The 15,967-nt window shown below is 64.6% G+C and carries 13 protein-coding genes and 3 riboswitches; of the genes, 6 read left to right on the top strand and 7 right to left on the bottom strand.

Going from position 1 to position 15,967, the window contains the following annotated elements; translation table 11 throughout:
• Nucleotides 1-39 precede the first annotated feature (39 nt).
• Entirely contained in the window at nucleotides 40-777 is a 738-nt protein-coding gene (locus tag EA797_RS03155) for a cobalt-precorrin-6A reductase (protein ID WP_122163727.1), read from the bottom strand.
• Nucleotides 774-1,979 carry a precorrin-6y C5,15-methyltransferase (decarboxylating) subunit CbiE gene (cbiE, locus tag EA797_RS03150; protein ID WP_122163726.1) on the bottom strand — a complete coding sequence of 402 codons (1,206 nt, stop codon included), beginning with the start codon at nucleotides 1,977-1,979 and terminating at the stop codon, nucleotides 774-776. Before cbiE ends, EA797_RS03155 begins: the two co-directional genes overlap by 4 nt.
• Nucleotides 1,980-2,050: 71 nt before the next feature.
• Nucleotides 2,051-2,251: riboswitch (cobalamin riboswitch) on the top strand.
• A 100-nt stretch (nucleotides 2,252-2,351) separates the two neighbouring features.
• On the opposite strand from cbiE, the gene cobG reads away from it, so the two are divergent.
• The 5 genes from cobG to EA797_RS03125 all read left to right on the top strand — a co-directional run bounded on the left by cobG (nucleotide 2,352) and on the right by EA797_RS03125 (nucleotide 7,693).
• The gene (gene cobG / locus EA797_RS03145; protein ID WP_122163725.1) at nucleotides 2,352-3,683 is read left to right on the top strand and encodes a precorrin-3B synthase; all 1,332 of its coding nucleotides are present in this window, start codon (nucleotides 2,352-2,354) and stop codon (nucleotides 3,681-3,683) included.
• Nucleotides 3,676-4,302, top strand: a complete 627-nt coding sequence (locus EA797_RS03140; protein ID WP_122163724.1) for a precorrin-8X methylmutase — start codon at nucleotides 3,676-3,678, stop codon at nucleotides 4,300-4,302. Before cobG ends, EA797_RS03140 begins: the two co-directional genes overlap by 8 nt.
• Nucleotides 4,299-5,048, top strand: a complete 750-nt coding sequence (locus EA797_RS03135) for a precorrin-2 C(20)-methyltransferase (protein WP_036991894.1) — start codon at nucleotides 4,299-4,301, stop codon at nucleotides 5,046-5,048. Before EA797_RS03140 ends, EA797_RS03135 begins: the two co-directional genes overlap by 4 nt.
• A gap of 43 nt (nucleotides 5,049-5,091) precedes the next feature.
• Nucleotides 5,092-6,762, top strand: a complete 1,671-nt coding sequence (gene cobJ / locus EA797_RS03130; protein ID WP_122163723.1) for a precorrin-3B C(17)-methyltransferase — start codon at nucleotides 5,092-5,094, stop codon at nucleotides 6,760-6,762.
• Between the two features lie 44 nt (nucleotides 6,763-6,806).
• Nucleotides 6,807-7,007, top strand: a riboswitch (cobalamin riboswitch).
• A gap of 35 nt (nucleotides 7,008-7,042) precedes the next feature.
• Nucleotides 7,043-7,693, top strand: a complete 651-nt coding sequence (locus EA797_RS03125) for an energy-coupling factor ABC transporter permease (RefSeq protein ID WP_042927056.1) — start codon at nucleotides 7,043-7,045, stop codon at nucleotides 7,691-7,693.
• A gap of 23 nt (nucleotides 7,694-7,716) precedes the next feature.
• On the opposite strand, the gene cobF is transcribed toward EA797_RS03125, so the two are convergent.
• From cobF to cobW, 5 genes are read right to left on the bottom strand one after another with little or no spacing between them, the layout of a single operon-like run.
• On the bottom strand, nucleotides 7,717-8,487 hold the full coding sequence (cobF, locus tag EA797_RS03120; RefSeq protein WP_122163722.1) for a precorrin-6A synthase (deacetylating): 771 nt from the start codon (nucleotides 8,485-8,487) through the stop codon (nucleotides 7,717-7,719).
• 34 nt (nucleotides 8,488-8,521) lie between these two features.
• Nucleotides 8,522-9,220, bottom strand: a complete 699-nt coding sequence (locus EA797_RS03115) for a vWA domain-containing protein (protein WP_167468781.1) — start codon at nucleotides 9,218-9,220, stop codon at nucleotides 8,522-8,524.
• Entirely contained in the window at nucleotides 9,202-10,215 is a 1,014-nt protein-coding gene (locus EA797_RS03110) for a magnesium chelatase ATPase subunit I (protein WP_122163721.1), read from the bottom strand. Before EA797_RS03110 ends, EA797_RS03115 begins: the two co-directional genes overlap by 19 nt.
• Nucleotides 10,216-10,275: 60 nt before the next feature.
• On the bottom strand, nucleotides 10,276-14,007 hold the full coding sequence (gene cobN, locus EA797_RS03105) for a cobaltochelatase subunit CobN (RefSeq protein ID WP_122163720.1): 3,732 nt from the start codon (nucleotides 14,005-14,007) through the stop codon (nucleotides 10,276-10,278).
• A gap of 6 nt (nucleotides 14,008-14,013) precedes the next feature.
• Nucleotides 14,014-15,069, bottom strand: coding sequence for a cobalamin biosynthesis protein CobW (gene cobW, locus EA797_RS03100; protein WP_122163719.1), 1,056 nt, complete (start codon nucleotides 15,067-15,069; stop codon nucleotides 14,014-14,016).
• A 94-nt stretch (nucleotides 15,070-15,163) separates the two neighbouring features.
• A riboswitch (cobalamin riboswitch) is annotated at nucleotides 15,164-15,382 on the bottom strand.
• 115 nt (nucleotides 15,383-15,497) lie between these two features.
• On the opposite strand from cobW, the gene EA797_RS03095 reads away from it, so the two are divergent.
• Entirely contained in the window at nucleotides 15,498-15,956 is a 459-nt protein-coding gene (locus EA797_RS03095; RefSeq protein ID WP_122163718.1) for a cobalamin biosynthesis protein, read from the top strand.
• Nucleotides 15,957-15,967 lie beyond the last annotated feature (11 nt).

Raw genomic sequence — 15,967 nt, 5'->3', positions numbered from 1 at the left:
GCGGCGCGCAGCATAGCAGCGACGGGCGAAGGCGAGCGATCAGGCGCTGGAATCGACGCCGACGGTTTTGAGCGCCGAAAACAGTTCATCACGGCGTGCGAATTCCCGGCTCACCGCCGGTAGCAACGGGCGACGCAGGAGCAGGACCGGCAGGCCCCGCTCACGAGCCACCTGCAGTTTGGGTTCGGTGGAGTCGCCGCCGCTGTTCTTGCTGACGAGCACATCGCAATTCAGCCGGTCGAACAGCTGCCGCTCGGCCTCAAGGTCGAACGGACCGCGGTCGCCGATAATTTCGGCTCGGTCAGTCGATGCCTGTGCGTCCAGGCAACGAACTGTCCAGTGTTGGTGTTCAGGAATTTCGTGCAGGTGCGCCAGCGGCTCGCGGCCGAGCGTGAAAAACGGTCGCTGGAAATCGCCCAGGGCGCCGATCAGCTCAGCCCAGTCGTTCACCTCGTGCCAATTGTCCCCCTCGCCTGCTTGCCAGGCCGGGCGGCGTAACGCCCAGCATGGAATTCCCGCCTGTTCCGCCGCGATTGCTGCATTGGCGCTGATCTGCGCCGCGTAGGGGTGCGTGGCATCGACCAGCAGCTCGATACGTTCCGCCGCGATGAAGGCAGCCAGCCCCTGCGCACCGCCAAAACCGCCTACGCGGACCTGGCACTGGAGGTCGCCGGGCACGCGTCCCAGACCGGCCAGACTGTAAACATGCGAGGAGCCAAGGCCGCGAGCAAGACGCAAGGCATCGCCCGTGCCGCCGAGCAGGAGGATGCGGGTCATCGCGGCTTCTCGACCTGCAACAGCGTGATCGGCAACGCTCCACGCCAGGTATCGAAACCGCCCAGCGGCTGCGCATGCGCCACGGATATCCTCGTCAGCTCGCCGCCGATGCGTTCACGCCAGCTCATCAGCAGCGCCTCGCTCTGCAAGGTCACCGCATTGGCCAGCAACCGCCCGCCCGGTTTAAGGCTGGCCCAGCATTGCTCCATCACGCCCGGAACCGTAACGCCGCCGCCGATGAAGATCGCATCCGGCTCGGGAAGGCCTGCCAGTGCCTCCGGCGCCCGGCCTGCCACCAGACGCAACGCTGGAACGCCCAGCGCGTCGCGGTTGTGTTCGATATGGGCCTGACGCCCTGCATCGGCCTCCACCGCGATCGCCCGGCAACTGGCATGCGCACGCATCCATTCGATGCCAATGGAACCGCAACCGGCGCCGACGTCCCAAAGCAACTCGCCCGGCATGGGTGCGAGCCGAGCCAAGGTCAGCGCGCGGACGTCCCGCTTGGTCAGTTGGCCGTCGTGTCTATAGAGCTGATCGGCAAGACCGGGTGTGAGCGGCAGGCGCTGGGCATTCGAGTCCGCTACGCATTCAACAGCCAACAGATTCAGATCGGCAATCACATCGAATGACCAGTCCGCTGCAAGGCAATCCAGCCGCCGTTCCCTGGCGCCGCCCAGATGCTCAAGCGCGGTCAGACGGCTCGCGCCAAAGCCCCGATTCGTCAGCAATTGCGCCACCTGAGTGGGGCTGGTTCCGTCGTTGCTGAGGATCAGCAGCCGCACACCAGGAGATATTTTGGCGCTCAGTGCCGCGAGCGGTCTGGCAACCAGGGATAGCACCTCCGTTTCCTGCAGCTCCCAGCCAAGACGTGCCGCGCCCAACGAGACTGACGACGGCGCTGAGAACACCCGCATCTCATGTGCATCCAACTGCCGCGCGAGCGTGGCGCCAATGCCATAGAACATGGGGTCTCCACTTGCCAGCACGCATAAAGGCGACCCGCGACCTGAAAGCACCGGTTCCAGGCTGAACGGCTTCGGCCAGCACTCTCCCAGGCCCTGCAGGTGATCGGGCAACAGCGCCAGCTGCCGATCACCGCCGATGATGCGTGTTGCCTCACCGAGAGCCTGCCGAGCCGCTTCGCCGAGCCCGGCCCAGCCGTCTTCGCCGATCCCCACCACCGTCAACCAGGGCGTCATCCCGCCTCTCCATCACAATGCCAAGCCTTCGTCGGGACAGGCTTGGCTGTCGCGTCGTCCGGCAAAGCGGGCATAATAGCGCCTTCGTCGGTGCCCGCCGCGACCACGCCAAGGGCCTAAGAGGGAATACGGAGCGATCTGATGATCGTGACCGAGCTGCCCCCGCAACTGTAAACAGCGAATCCTCCGCATACACGCCACTGGGAAACCGGGAAGGCCGCGGATGATGAAGACCTGTCAGCCAGGAGACCTGCCGACGACGCTGGTCGCGAGTGCCAACATCGGGCGGGGTGTACCGATGCCAACTGAGTTCAACGAACTCTCCCGGTCTGGTCGCCGCGTCTTTTGGTTACAGGTGCACCGTGCGCGACCATGCATCCCATGACTGAACTGCCCGTTCCTCGCCCAAGCGCTTGCCCTGGCCTGCTGCGCATCGTGCAGGCGCTGGACGGCGGCATCTGCCGAGTCAAGTTGCCGGGCGGCGTTCTTGCCGCGAGTCAGGCGCGCGCGATCGCCGAGGCGGCGCAGCGTTTCGCCAGCGGTGTGCTCGAGCTGACCAACCGCAGCAATCTGCAGATCCGTGGTGTACGTGCCGAATCCGAGCAAGAGCTGATCCGCTCATTGCTGGAAGCGAACCTCGGCCCGTCGGTGCTCGATGCCGACGATGTGCGCAATCTCATGCTCAGCCCCGCGGCCGGCCTGGACCCTCAGCAGCACATGGATACCCGGCCACTGGCCGACGCACTCCTGGCGCTCTTGCAAAACAATTCCGCGCTGCACGTCCTGTCCGCCAAGTTCGCCATCCAGCTCGATGGTGGTGAGAGCCTATGCATGCTCGAACACCCTCACGACCTCTGGTTACGCGCCCTCCCCGGCGCCCCGCAGTTGATATTCGGCCTGGCCGGCTGCCCGACCGACAAACCGCTGGGCATGGTTGCCGCTGCGAACGCCGTACAGCTGGTCGAAGCGATCCTGCTGACCTTTCTGGAGTGCGCCGTCCCTGAGCAGAGCCGCATGCGTCAGCTGCTCGAATGCATCCCGGCCGATGAACTGGTGCGACGGGTTCAGGCGCGCCTGCCATTCGCAATTTCACCCGTAGCGGTTGAATGCCAACGCCAAATCCCTGCCGCTGCCCCGCCGATTGGCATCATCGCGCAACGCCAGGCAGAGCTCGCGATGGTCGCGGCCAGCGCGCCGCTGGGGCGGATCAGCGCCGAACAACTTGGCGCCGTTGCCGAACTGGCGCAGCGGCATGCAGATGGCAGCCTGCGGCTTACGCCCTGGCAGGGTCTACTGATTCCAAATGTGCAGATCCACGAGGCGGACAACGTACTCGCAGCCCTCACGCAAGTCGGGCTGCTCACCAACAGAGCCGCTCCCCTGCCCAACCTGATTGCCTGCACCGGTTCTGCCGGCTGCGCGCGCGGGCTAGCCGACACCAAGCACGACGCTCTGGCGTTGGCGGCCTGCCTGCAACAACACGACGCGCACCCTCAGGTTCACCTCAGCGGCTGCTCGCGATCCTGCGCGGCTGCGCATGTCGCGCCGTTCACACTGCTTGCAGTCGGTGACGGCCTCTATCAGCTCTACGAGCGCGCCGCGAATGTGGCCGGTTTCGGCCAACCACTGGCACCACCCATGAATATCGACGAAGCGGGCGCCTGGCTCGCCCAGCACCACGCAACGGGACGCACCCATGCTTGATTACATCCGCGACGGTCAGGAAATCTACCGGCGCTCCTTCGCCACCATTCGGGCAGAGGCCGACCTCAGCGCCATCCCAGCCGATATGGAAAAGCTCGCGGTGCGAGTAATCCACGCCTGCGGGATGGTGGACATCGTCAGTGAGCTCGCCTTTTCTCCAGGCGCCGGGGCGGCCGGCCGTGCCGCCCTGCACGCCGGCGCGCCGATCCTCTGCGATGCACGGATGGTGGCCGAAGGCATCACCCGGCCACGCTTGCCGAAGAACAACCGGGTCATCTGCACCCTCCATGACGATGGCGTGCCGGACCTGGCTCAGGCGCTCGGCAATACACGCTCTGCGGCAGCGCTGGAGCACTGGCGTGAGCATATGGAGGGCAGCGTGGTGGTGATCGGCAACGCGCCGACCGCGCTGTTCTACCTGCTGGAAATGCTCGATGCCGGCGCGCCAAAACCTGCACTCATCATCGGCATGCCGGTCGGCTTCATTGGCGCGGCGGAATCCAAGGAAGCGCTGGCAGCGGACAGCCGCGGCGTACCCTATGTAGTGGTTCGCGGCCGGCGCGGCGGCAGTGCGATGGCGGTGGCTGCGGTCAACGCCCTCGCCACGGAGGTGGAATGATGGACGGCAAAGGAAGGCTGATCGGGCTGGGTGTAGGTCCGGGTGATCCGGAACTGATCACCCTGAAGGCCCTGCGCCTGCTGCAAAGCGCGGCGGTTGTCGGCTATTTCGTGGCCAAGGCGAAAGCCAGCAAGGGCCACGGCGGCAACGCCTTCGGCATCATCGAGCAGCACTTGACCGACCAGCAGCAGCGCATGCCGCTGGTTTATCCAGTTACCACCGAAAAGCTCGCGCCGCCGCTCTCCTACGAGGATGTGATCGCGGACTTCTACGACACCTGCGCGGTTCAGATTGCCGCCGAGCTCGACGCCGGGCGAGACGTGGCCGTGATATGCGAGGGCGACCCGTTCTTCTACGGCTCCTACATGTACCTGCACGACCGCCTGGCTGCGGACTACCCGGTCGAGGTCGTGCCGGGCGTCTGCTCGATGCTGGGCTGCACCTCGGTGCTCGGCACGCCTTTGGTTTACCGCAACCAGAGCCTGTCCGTGCTGTCCGGCGTGCTGCCGGAGGCGGAACTCAAACAAAGGCTGCGTGACGCAGAGGCGGCCGTGGTAATGAAGCTCGGGCGCAACTTCGAAAAGGTCCGCCGCGTACTGCAGGAGCTGGGACTCGAGAAACGCGCGCACTACGTCGAACGCGCCACCATGGCCAACCAGAAGATCGTTCCGCTGGATGAGGTGGAGCCGATGTCGTCTCCTTACTTCTCGATGATCCTCGTTCCCGGCGAGAAATGGCGCGGCTGAAGCTACGATTATTCCCCTGTTCCACCCGACTCTCGGATGCCCTATGCCCGGCCTCGCAACTACCGCACCCGCCATCGTCGTACTTGGCGCCTCCGCCCTCGACACCGCCAGACGGATACAGCGCGTCTATCCGGGAGCACAGGTTCATGGGCTGAGCGGACGCGCTGTCGAAGCCGACAGGCCGTACGATAACTTTGGCGAGCATCTGCGCGATCTGTATCGAGCCAACACGCCGATCATCGCGCTGTGCGCGACGGGGATTGTGATCCGCAGTCTGGCCCCAGTACTGGGCGACAAGGACAACGAGCCCCCGGTACTGGTGGTTGGTGAGGATGGCAGCGCAGTGGTGCCCTTGCTCGGCGGCCTGGCAGGCGTAAATCGGATGGCCCGGGAGATCGCCGCCGCACTGGAGGTCAGCCCGGCCATCACCACCAGCGGCGAGCTGCGCTTCGGCGCTTGCCTGCTCTCCCCGCCGCCCGGTTACGTGCTGGCGGATCTGGAGCAAGGCAAGCGGTTCGTCAGCGACTTGCTGGCTGGTGCGCCTGTGCGCGTCGAAGGTCCGGCGCCCTGGCTGGATGAACTCAGCCTGCCGCTCGACCCGCAAGCGCAACACCGGGTATCCGTCAGCCCGCTCCGGCAGGACGATGCGTGCACCCTGAGCATCCACCCCAGGCTGATCGCGATTCATGTCGAACGCGTTGGCCCGGAACTGGATACCGAGGTTCAGCAGCTGATCGATGAATCCAGCTTTTCGCCGCACAGCCTTGCCTGCCTGATCGCACCGCTCCACCTCATGTCCAGCACCGAGCTGCAACACGTGGCCAGCCAGCTTGGCCTGCCGATCCGCTACAGCGACGACACCACGCAATTGCCGGCGCAGCACAGTCGCAGCCAGCGCGCACGGCTATTGCTCGCAGATGAGCCGATCGACATCAAGCAGATCGGTCAGCCCCGCGGCTCGCTGACGGTGATTGGCCTCGGACCGGGCGCTCCCGAATTCATGGTGCCTGCGGCGCGCCAAGCGCTGGACGAGGCGCAAGACCTGCTCGGTTACGAGACATACATAAAGATGGCCGGCCCGCTCAGGCCAGGCCAGGTCAGCCACAGCAGCGACAACCGCGAGGAGCTGCAGCGTGCAGCCCATGCCTTCGAGCTGGCCGCCAGCGGTCGCCGGGTTGTGGTGATATCGTCCGGCGACCCCGGTGTGTTTGCCATGGCCGCCGCGGTACTGGAAGCGCTGCACGCATCAAGCGACCCCCGCTGGCACGCCGTGGATCTGCAGGTGCTGCCAGGCGTATCGGCGGCGCTGGCCACCGCCGCCAAAGCCGGCGCGCCGCTGGGTCACGACTTCTGCATGCTCTCGCTATCGGACAATCTCAAACCCTGGACGCTGATCGAGAAGCGTCTGGAACACGCCGCTGCGGCCGATCTTGTCATGGCCTTCTACAATCCCATTTCCAAGGCGCGGCCCTGGCAGCTCGGGCGGGCGCTGGAATTACTTCGCCATTACCGCACACCGGAAACACTGGTTGTGCTTGGCCGCGACATCGGTCGCCCATCCGAAGCCCTGACTGTCACCACGCTTGGCGACCTCACGCCCGAACAGGTGGACATGCGCACGCTGGTCATCATCGGCTCGTCGCAGACCTGCCGGTTTGCCAAGCAGGATGGTGGCGACTGGGTCTATACCCCCAGAAGTTACCCTGCCGATTAAACGGAAACCTCGTTTTAGACGTGCCGAAAGCCGATAAACCCACTACCCTAGCGACGCTTGATGGTTCTGCCCCAAAGGCAGAGGCAAGAGGGAAGCAGGTACGCCCACGGGCTACTCCTGCGCTGCCCCCGCAACTGTGAACGGCGAGTTCACCTGCAAATGAAGTCACTGGCCTGATCGGCTGGGAAGACGCAGGTGCACATTGACCCGTGAGCCAGGAGACCTGCCATCAGCGTGCCGATCCCGGCGCCTTTAACCCGCATCCCTCGGAGGGAGAACGATGCATATCGAACCTGGCGTACTCAACGCCGCAAAAATCGTCTTTGCCAACGCCGCAGCCGTTTCAACATTGGCCGTGTTCCTGCCCAAGCTGATGTGGCGCCCCGACATCTGGGTCAAGACCCTGCTCGCCGCGTTGTTCTTCTCCATCTTCATGGAGGTCTTTCACATGCCGGTCGGCGCCTCGGAACTGCATTTCGTGGGTGCGTCGGCTGTCTATGTGATATTCGGCTTCGTGCCGACGCTGTTCGGATTCGCTATTGGCCTGCTGCTGCAAGGGCTGCTGTTCGAGCCGTCCGATCTGGTGCACCTGGCGGTCAACTCGCTGTCGCTGATCCTGCCGCTGATCGCCGCCCATGGCCTGCTCGGCCGGCACTTCTTCGCCCAAGGCGGGCGCGTGATTCGCTGGGCCGAAGTGGTCAAGTTCGACGCAGCCTTTTACGGCGGCGTGGTGCTGATGGTCGGCTTCTGGCTGTCGCTGGGTAACGAACCCACGCCTCTGCAGAATTGGGCGATGTTCGCCGTTTCCTACCTGCCGCTTGTGCTGCTCGAGCCGTTGTTCACCTGCCTGGTTGTCCGCACGCTCAAACGCTTTGCAGATAACCCGCTGATCAGCCGGTTCACCACCGTCAAAACCCTCGCGACCGCCTGATCAGGCCACGCCAGCGCTGACGATCAGTCTTCGTCAGCGCTGCGGCGACGTAGCAAGTAGCTGTCCATCATCCAGCCATGTCGCTCGCGCAGCGCGGCGCGGGTACTGCGGATCTGCTCCGCCACCTCACCGACCTTTCCTGCAATCAGCACCTCATCCGCGGTGCCCACGTATGCGCCCCAATAGATGTCCATCTCCTGATCGACGAACAGGCAGTAGGTATCCCGCGCATCGAGCATCACCAGTACGCTATCCAGCCCGTCAGGAAAGCCCTCGGCCAATCGCCGGGCCGGCATGACCTGAAAGGCCTGACCGATGCTGTTGAAGCAGACTTTGTGCCTGGCAGCCAGCGCCTGCAGGCTGGTGATGCCGGGGATCACCTCGTAGGTGATGGGCTCCGGACTGGCTTGCACGATGTCCTCGACGATGCGCAGCGTGCTGTCATACAGCGCAGGATCACCCCAGACCAGAAAGCCGCCCACCTCACCATCGGCCAGCTCACGGTGGACCATCTGCTCGAACACCCGCTGTTTGTCCTGATTGAGGTCGACAACGCTGGCCCGGTAGTCGGCGACACCTCGCACGCGCTCGGGGCATTCGGCCTCGACGAAGCGATACCCCGGCGTGTCGATGAAGCGCTCGCAGATATGCTTGCGCAGGTGGATGAGCGAGTCCTTCGAGGCGCCCTTGTCCATCAGGAAAAACACGTCGACACGGTTCAACGCCTTGATCGCCTGGACCGTCAGAAAATCGGGATCGCCTGCGCCAATGCCGATGATCAGTAGTGTTTTCACAGGTTCTGGCTCCATTGCGCTAAAGGTTGGTCGTTTAAACAGGGTTGTTCAGGGTCGCGAGCGTGTCGATGTGCTGATACTCCGCGCCCAGTTCTTCGGCCAGTTTCCGTGCACGGCCCAGGCGGATCGGTGCGCTCTCGATGTCTACCAGCACAGCCGGGCAAAGACTCGGTTCCAGAGCTGTCGACTCACGCAAGCGGCCGTCCGTGAGGACCAGCAGTCGATGCTGCTCGGCGGGCTTGAGTTGCTGCCGACGACGCTGCCATGCTGCCGCCTGCTGCAAGGCATCCAATAGCGGCGTGCCGCCACCTGCGCCGAGATCAGCCAGCCATTGTTGCTGCACACCGGTCACCTTGTGACCTGGCCAAACCCAGTCGGCTTGCTTGCCGTTGGCCCGCAAAAGCGCCAGCCGCACTCGTTGCCGCCGGGCCTGCTCGAACACCTCGCCGAGCAGCCCTTTCGCCTTGCTCAGCGCACCGTGGCGACGGGTCGAGCCCGAGGCATCGACGATCACCAACCACACTTCACCCGCCCGCCGACTGCGCGGCCTCATGACGAGGTCAGCGCGGCGCTGCGGCAGGCCGTTGAGCATAAAGGTCGCGGCCCAGTCGATCCGCCCAGACACGCCGCCGCGACTGGCGCCATGCCGCCCTCCATTCACGCTACCCGGTGCTGCTCGTGCATCCGCGCCGGAGGCGCTGCGTGGGCGGATGCTCAGGGCTTTTTTGACCAGCGAGGCGGTTCACGCCGAGCACCCACAGGTTGAACCTGGGCCGGCAGCTGCCCCCAGTCGCCAGCGCCCTGATCATTCTGACCAGCGCTGGTGTCTTCCTTGGCTTGAGGCTGCTGTGGCTGCTGCTGCGGCGGTAAAGGCGGCGTTGCCTGCTGCTGCCGATGACGCAGAACAAAATCGGCCACCGCATCGATGTCCTCGGCCTCGATCCGTACCGAGCCACGCCAGGCCGCATGGGCGCGAGCAGCTCGCAACCAGACCAGATCAGCTCGCAACCCATCGACCTCGGCGGCAAAGCAACGCTGACTGATTTGCTCCAGTGCTGCCTCGTCCAACGGAATATCGCGCAGCTGGGCGCGCGCTTCCTGGCAGCGCGCCCGCAGCGCCCCCTGCTCTTCCGACCAAGAGGATAGAAAGCGCTGCGGATCGGCATCGAAATTCAGCCGACGGAGAACGATTTCCGTCCGCTGTGCAGGCTGTGGCCGCGCGTCCAGCGCAACGTTGAAGCCAAAACGGTCGAGCAACTGCGGCCGCAGTTCGCCCTCCTCGCTGTTCATGGTGCCGATGAGCACGAAGCGCGATGGGTGCCGATGGGAAACGCCGTCCCGCTCCACATGGTTGATGCCGCTGGCCGCCGCATCGAGCAACAGGTCGACCAGGTGATCCGGCAGCAGGTTGACCTCGTCGACATAGAGCACGCCGCCATCGGCCTTGGCCAACAAGCCCGGCGAGAACTCGGCGCGCCCTTCACCCAGAGCTGCATCGAGATCCAACGAGCCCACGATGCGTTCTTCACTGGCACCCAACGGCAAGGTGACGAACTGGCCGCTTGGCAGCAGGTCCGCCAGCCCTCGCGCCAGGGTCGATTTGGCCATGCCGCGAGGGCCTTCGATCAACACACCGCCAATCGCGGGATCGATTGCTGCCAGACAAAGGGCCAGCTTGAGGTCATCGGCTCCGACCACGGCGGCGAGGGGGAAATGGCTATCGGGCATGGCAGGCATCCGTAGAGGCACAAAGCGGTACGTAGGGTGGGATGGAGGAAAGGCGCTCGCTCATGACTCCTCGCTATCGATCAGCAGATTTTCCAGCGCTTCCTGATACTCGCCGGGCTCCTCCCAGAGCCCACGTTGCTGGGCTTCCAGCAGGCGTTCGAGGATGTCCTGCAGGGCCTCGGGGTTGTGTAGCTGGATGAACTCCCGGGTATCTCGGTCCAGCGCATAGGCATCGGCCAGCAGCGCGTACTGGTGATCATCGATCAGCCCGGTGGTGGCATCGAAGGCGAACAGGTAATCCACCGTGGCCGCCAGTTCGAAGGCGCCCTTGTAGCCGTGCCGCTTCATGCCGGCGATCCACTTGGGGTTGGCCGCGCGGGAACGCACCACCCTGCCCAACTCTTCTTTCAGGCTGCGGATTTTCGGGTTGTCCGGCTGACTATTGTCGCCGTGGTAGCTCGCCACCGATCCGCTGCGCAGGGTTTCGGCGGCGGCCAGCATGCCGCCCTGAAACTGGTAGTAGTCGTTGGAATCGAGAATGTCGTGTTCGCGGTTGTCCTGATTCTGCAGCACCGCCTGTACCTGTTGCAGCCGCTCGGCGAAACGCGCCCGCGCCGGCACGCCTTCGTCGTCCTTGCCATAGGCATAGCCGCCCCAGTTCAGGTAGACCTCAGCCAGGTCCTCGCGGCTCTGCCAGCGGCGGTCTTCGATGACGTTCTGCACCCCCGCACCGTAGGCACCGGGCATCGACCCGAAGATGCGCCAGCCGGCCTGACGCCGCGCTTGTGCCTCGTCCAGACCGCCGTCCTCAAGCTCGAGGGATTCACGCCAGACCCGCGCGGACAGCGGATTCATGTCCTCCGGCTCATCGAGATCGGCCACCGCTTGCACCGCTTCGTCGAAGATGCGAATCAGGTTGGCGAAGGCATCGCGGAAGAAGCCGGACACTCGCAACGTGACGTCCACCCGTGGCCGACCCAGTTCTTCCAGCGGCACGATCTCGAAACGTTCCAGCCGGCCGCTCCCTGGCTGCCAGACCGGCCGCACGCCGAGCAACGCCATGGCCTGCGCCATGTCATCGCCGCCGGTTCGCATGGTCGCGGTGCCCCACATCGACAGTCCGAGTTGCCGCAGGTAGTCGCCATGGTCCTGCATATGCCGTTCGAGCAGGCGCTCGGTGGCTTGCACTCCAATGCGCCAGGCGGTCGGCGTGGGCAGGTTGCGCACGTCGACGGTGAAAAAATTGCGGCCTGTCGGCAGCACATCGAGGCGACCACGGCTCGGCGCACCGCTGGGGCCAGCCGGCACGAAGCGGCCCTGCAAAGCCGCCAGCAGGCCCGCCATTTCTTCCTCGCCGCAACTGTCCAGCATTGGCGCGACCTGCCCACGCAGCTGCTCGATCACTTCGCTGCTGGCCGGTCCGAAGCCCTGCGACTCGCTGTCGATAAGCCCCAGCGCAAGCATCTCCAGCCGCTCCCGGGAGTCGCCATGGGTGCGCCAGAGGCTGGCATCGCAGCGCTGTAGCACCTCGGGCCGCGGCCCCAGCCAGGGCGCGGCCATGTCACAGTTGATGGGGTCGAAATCCAATCCCAGATCATCGGCCAGTGCCCGCAACAGGCTGGCGTTGGCCCCTATCCCGTTGCCTCGGGGAATGCGCAGCAGCGCAAGCAGGGTGTCACGCCGCAGTTGTCCGCTGGGAGACTCGCCGAAGACGTGCAACCCATCGCGTATCTGGGATTCCTTCAGATCGCAGAGATAGGCATCGAGCTGCGGCAGCCAACTGTTGGGATCGTCGCTCAGTTGCAGCCCCAGCTCGCGGTCCAGATTGGCCTCGCGCACCAGCACAAGGATCTCGCTGCGCAGCTCGGACGCGCGCCGCAAGTCGAGCTGACTGGCTTCGTAGTACTCGTCGGCCAGGCGCTCGATGTCACGCAGCGGGCCATAACTTTCGGCGCGCGTGAGTGGCGGCATCAGGTGGTCGATGATCACCGCCTGGGTACGCCGCTTGGCCTGGGCCCCTTCGCCCGGATCGTTGACGATGAAGGGATAGATATTCGGCAGCGGGCCGAGCACCACGTCCGGCCAGCAGCAGTCGGACAGCCCAACGCTCTTGCCCGGCAACCATTCGAGGTTGCCGTGCTTGCCGACGTGGATCACCGCATCAGCGGTGTAGCGCATGCGCAGCCAGCCATAGAACGCGAGGTAGCCGTGCGGCGGTACCAGATCGGGGTCGTGATACATGGCGGCCGCGTCGAGCTGATAACCACGCGCCGGTTGTATGCCAACGAAGGTCGAGCCGAAACGCAGCCCGGCGATCATCAGCCGACCAGAACGAAACATCGGGTCCTGCTCGGGCGTGCCCCAGCGATCGATCACCGCCTGCTGGTTGGCAACTGGTAGCCCACCGAAGAACGCCTGGTACTCCTGCAGAGTCAGGCTCTGGGCACAGGGCCGCAAATCGAGGTTATCGAGGTCGTTGGTAACGCCGCCGAGTAGCTCATGGATCAGCGCCGTGCCGCTCTCGGGCAGATCGGCCACCGGGTATCCCTGCGCCTGCAGTGCGCGAAGGATGTTCAGCGCAGCGGCCGGCGTATCAAGCCCGACCCCGTTGCCGATGCGGCCGTCACGGGTGGGATAGTTGGCCAGGATGAGCGCGACTCGCTTGTCGCCGTTAGGTAACCGCGCAAGGCAAGCCCACCGCTGCGCAAGCTCGGCGACATGGTCCATGCCTGGCAGATGCGGTTGGTAGCAGATCACGTCGCTCTGGCTGCGTTCGCTGCGCCAGGCCAGGCCCTTGAAACTGATAGGCCGGGTAATCAGTCGGCCGTCCAGCTCCGGCAGCACGATATGCATCGCCAGGTCTCGCGACCCCAGGCCCTGAGCGTTGGCCAGCCATTGTTCGTGGTTATCCAGGGCGCAGATGGCTTGCAGCACCGGGATGTCCAGACGGAAGGGCCGCAGGTTTGGAGCGTCCGGGCTGGACTGGGCGAAGCCTGTCGTATTGATGATCACCGCAGCGCCGCTCTGCTCCAGCCAGGCCTCGACCTGCGTGAGGCAAGCCGCCTCCTTCAGGCTGGCCACGGCGATAGGCAAGGGGTTAAGGCCCTGAGCCGTCAACCGCTCACAGAAGGTGTCGATGAAGGCCGTATTCGCCGCCTGAACCTGCGTGCGATAGAAGATCAGCCCAACCACCGATGCGTCCACTCGCCAGTCGCGCTGCCAATCATCCAAGGACGCGGATGACTGATGGGGGTGATAGATCGCCACCCGCGCCAGCGCCTCGGGTTCGTGCCAGGCATAGTTTCGGCCCAACCAGCGACTGGCGATGCAGTGGTAGAACTGGCGCGCGTTGTCGATGCCACCCTGGCGCAGGAACTGCCACAACCGATGGCTATCCTCGGCCGGCACGTTGCCGAGCTCGCTCAACTCAGGATCAGGGCTGTCATCGCCCGGCACCATGATGATCTTGGCGCCGCGCTGGCCCAGCTCCACCAGCCGTTCAATGCCGTAGCGCCAGTAACTGACGCCACCGTGAACGGAAATCAGGATGACCTTGGCGTGCTGCAGGACCTGCTCGACATAGAAGTCTATCGACGCGTTGTTGCCCAATTGGGCCGGGCTCGCCAGCCGCAGGCTGGGGTAATCCTCAGGCAGCTGGCCGGCCACCTCGGCCAGCAACGACAGATGCGAGTCACCCGTGCACAGCACGACGATGTCTCCAGGCGTCTGGCCCAGGTCGGCAATGCTGTCGGCCGGCAGTTGCTGGCCGGGCTGGGTGCGCAGCAGATGCACGGCCGGTCAGCCCGCCAGTGCCGCGTTCAGTTCGGCGTCTATCGCTGCTGGGTCAAGCGACTGGCCGATGATGACCAGCCGGGTGGTACGCACTTCACCGGCCTGCCAGGGGCGGTCGAAGTGCTTGTCGAAACGCTGCCCCACGCCTTGCAGCAGCAGGCGCATAGGCTTGCCTGGAATTGCAGCGAAGCCCTTGATGCGCAGGATGCCGTGCTTGACCACCGCGTCTTTCAACGCCTGCAGCAGCCTGTCTTCAGCGGCCTGCGGCAACTCGACCGAGAAAGAATCGAAGGCTTCGTGATCGTGCTCTTCATGGTCTTCCTGATCGTGATGGGTCTTGCGCCCTTCGATGTGCAGTTCGGTTTCGCAATCCAGGCCCAGCAGCACGTTCAGCGGCAGCTCGCCGCCGTGCGCCTCGATGACTTTGACCCCCTCGGGCAGCTCCTCGGCCACCTCGGCCCGCACCGCTGCCAATGCCTCTGGCGACAGCAGGTCGGCCTTGTTGAGGATGACCAGATCGGCGCTGGCCAGCTGATCGGCGAACAGCTCATGCAGAGGCGATTCGTGATCGAGATTGGGATCGAGCTTGCGCTGGGCATCGACCTGATCGGGGAATGCGGCAAAGGTGCCGGCGGCCACCGCCGGGCTGTCGACGACGGTGATCACCGCATCCACGGTGCAGGCGTTACGGATTTCCGGCCAGTTGAAGGCCTGCACCAGCGGCTTGGGCAGCGCCAGGCCCGAGGTTTCGATGAGGATATGGTCAAGGTCGCCACGGCGCGCCACCAGTTCACGCATCACCGGGAAGAACTCTTCCTGCACCGTGCAGCAGAGGCAGCCATTGGCCAGCTCGAAGACGCGGCCGTTGGCCTCCTCTTCGCTACAGCCGATGGAGCACTGCTTGAGAATTTCGCCATCGATGCCCAGCTCGCCGAACTCGTTGACGATCACGGCGATACGACGCCCTTCGGCATTGCCCAGCATATGGCGCAGCAAGGTGGTTTTGCCGGCGCCGAGAAAGCCGGTAACGATAGTGACGGGAAGTTTGGAGAGGGTTTTCATCGTGGCCCTGCAAGCATCGAGAAATAGATGAGCAGGCAGGCGGACACTACTTGGCGACGTGCGCCAACAAGCACCACCGGAGCACCCCGCCCGGTTGTCAATGTGTAGCGAGGCAGGTCTCCTGGCTCACGACCGGGCAACGCGTGGCGCGCCTGCCATTACCCTCGCCTTCCCGCGTCAGTTGCAGTGGCTGGCGCGCCAGCTACGCGGCGCACCCAAGGGTCAGTCATTTACAGTTGCGGGGGCAGCCACGGCTTTCCGTGTTCCCTCTTAGCTCTGGCAGCGCCAGAGAACCTCGACCCGTGAAGGCTACGCAGAGCCTTGGAGCGGGTCAATCGCCACGGTTGACCTCGGGAAAAGCTTCGTGGTGTCCTTGCGCCCCCTTGATGCCTGACCGTGTTCGGCTACGGTCCTTACGACTGAGCGCCATGCCCCTCCAAACCGCCAAAGATTCGTCCGCGCCCGATGCCTCTGCAGCGTCGGGTGCGCAGTTGTACGTCGCGGGCCTCGGGTGCCGCAGGGGCTGCAGCCGGATCGAACTCGAGGCGCTTCTGCATCGCGCATTGAGGGAGCATGGATTGGCGATCGCAGCGCTCAGCTGCCTTGCCAGCAGTGAGCGCAAAACGGACGAGCCAGGCCTGCACGAGCTGGCAGCGCACCTGCAGTTGCCCCTGGCCTTGCTGTCAGCTGCAGAGCTCGCGCCGTATGATGCGGCGCTCAGCGAGGCCTCGCCGCTCAGCAAGCTGCTAACTGGCAGCGCCGGACTCGCCGAGGCCAGCGCTCTGGCACAGGCTGAATCCCTGAGTGACGGCAAAGCCAGGTTGCTGTGCAGAAAGCTGCGCTCCGCCAACGCAACGTGCGCGATCGCCGTCACCCGCCTTTCCTGATTGGAGTTTGC

The sequence above is a fragment of the Stutzerimonas zhaodongensis genome (genome assembly GCF_003696365.1).
Classification (GTDB): Bacteria; Pseudomonadota; Gammaproteobacteria; order Pseudomonadales; family Pseudomonadaceae; genus Stutzerimonas; species Stutzerimonas zhaodongensis.
Note: the sequence above shows the minus strand (reverse complement) of the source record. Positions and strands in the feature narration are given on the sequence as shown.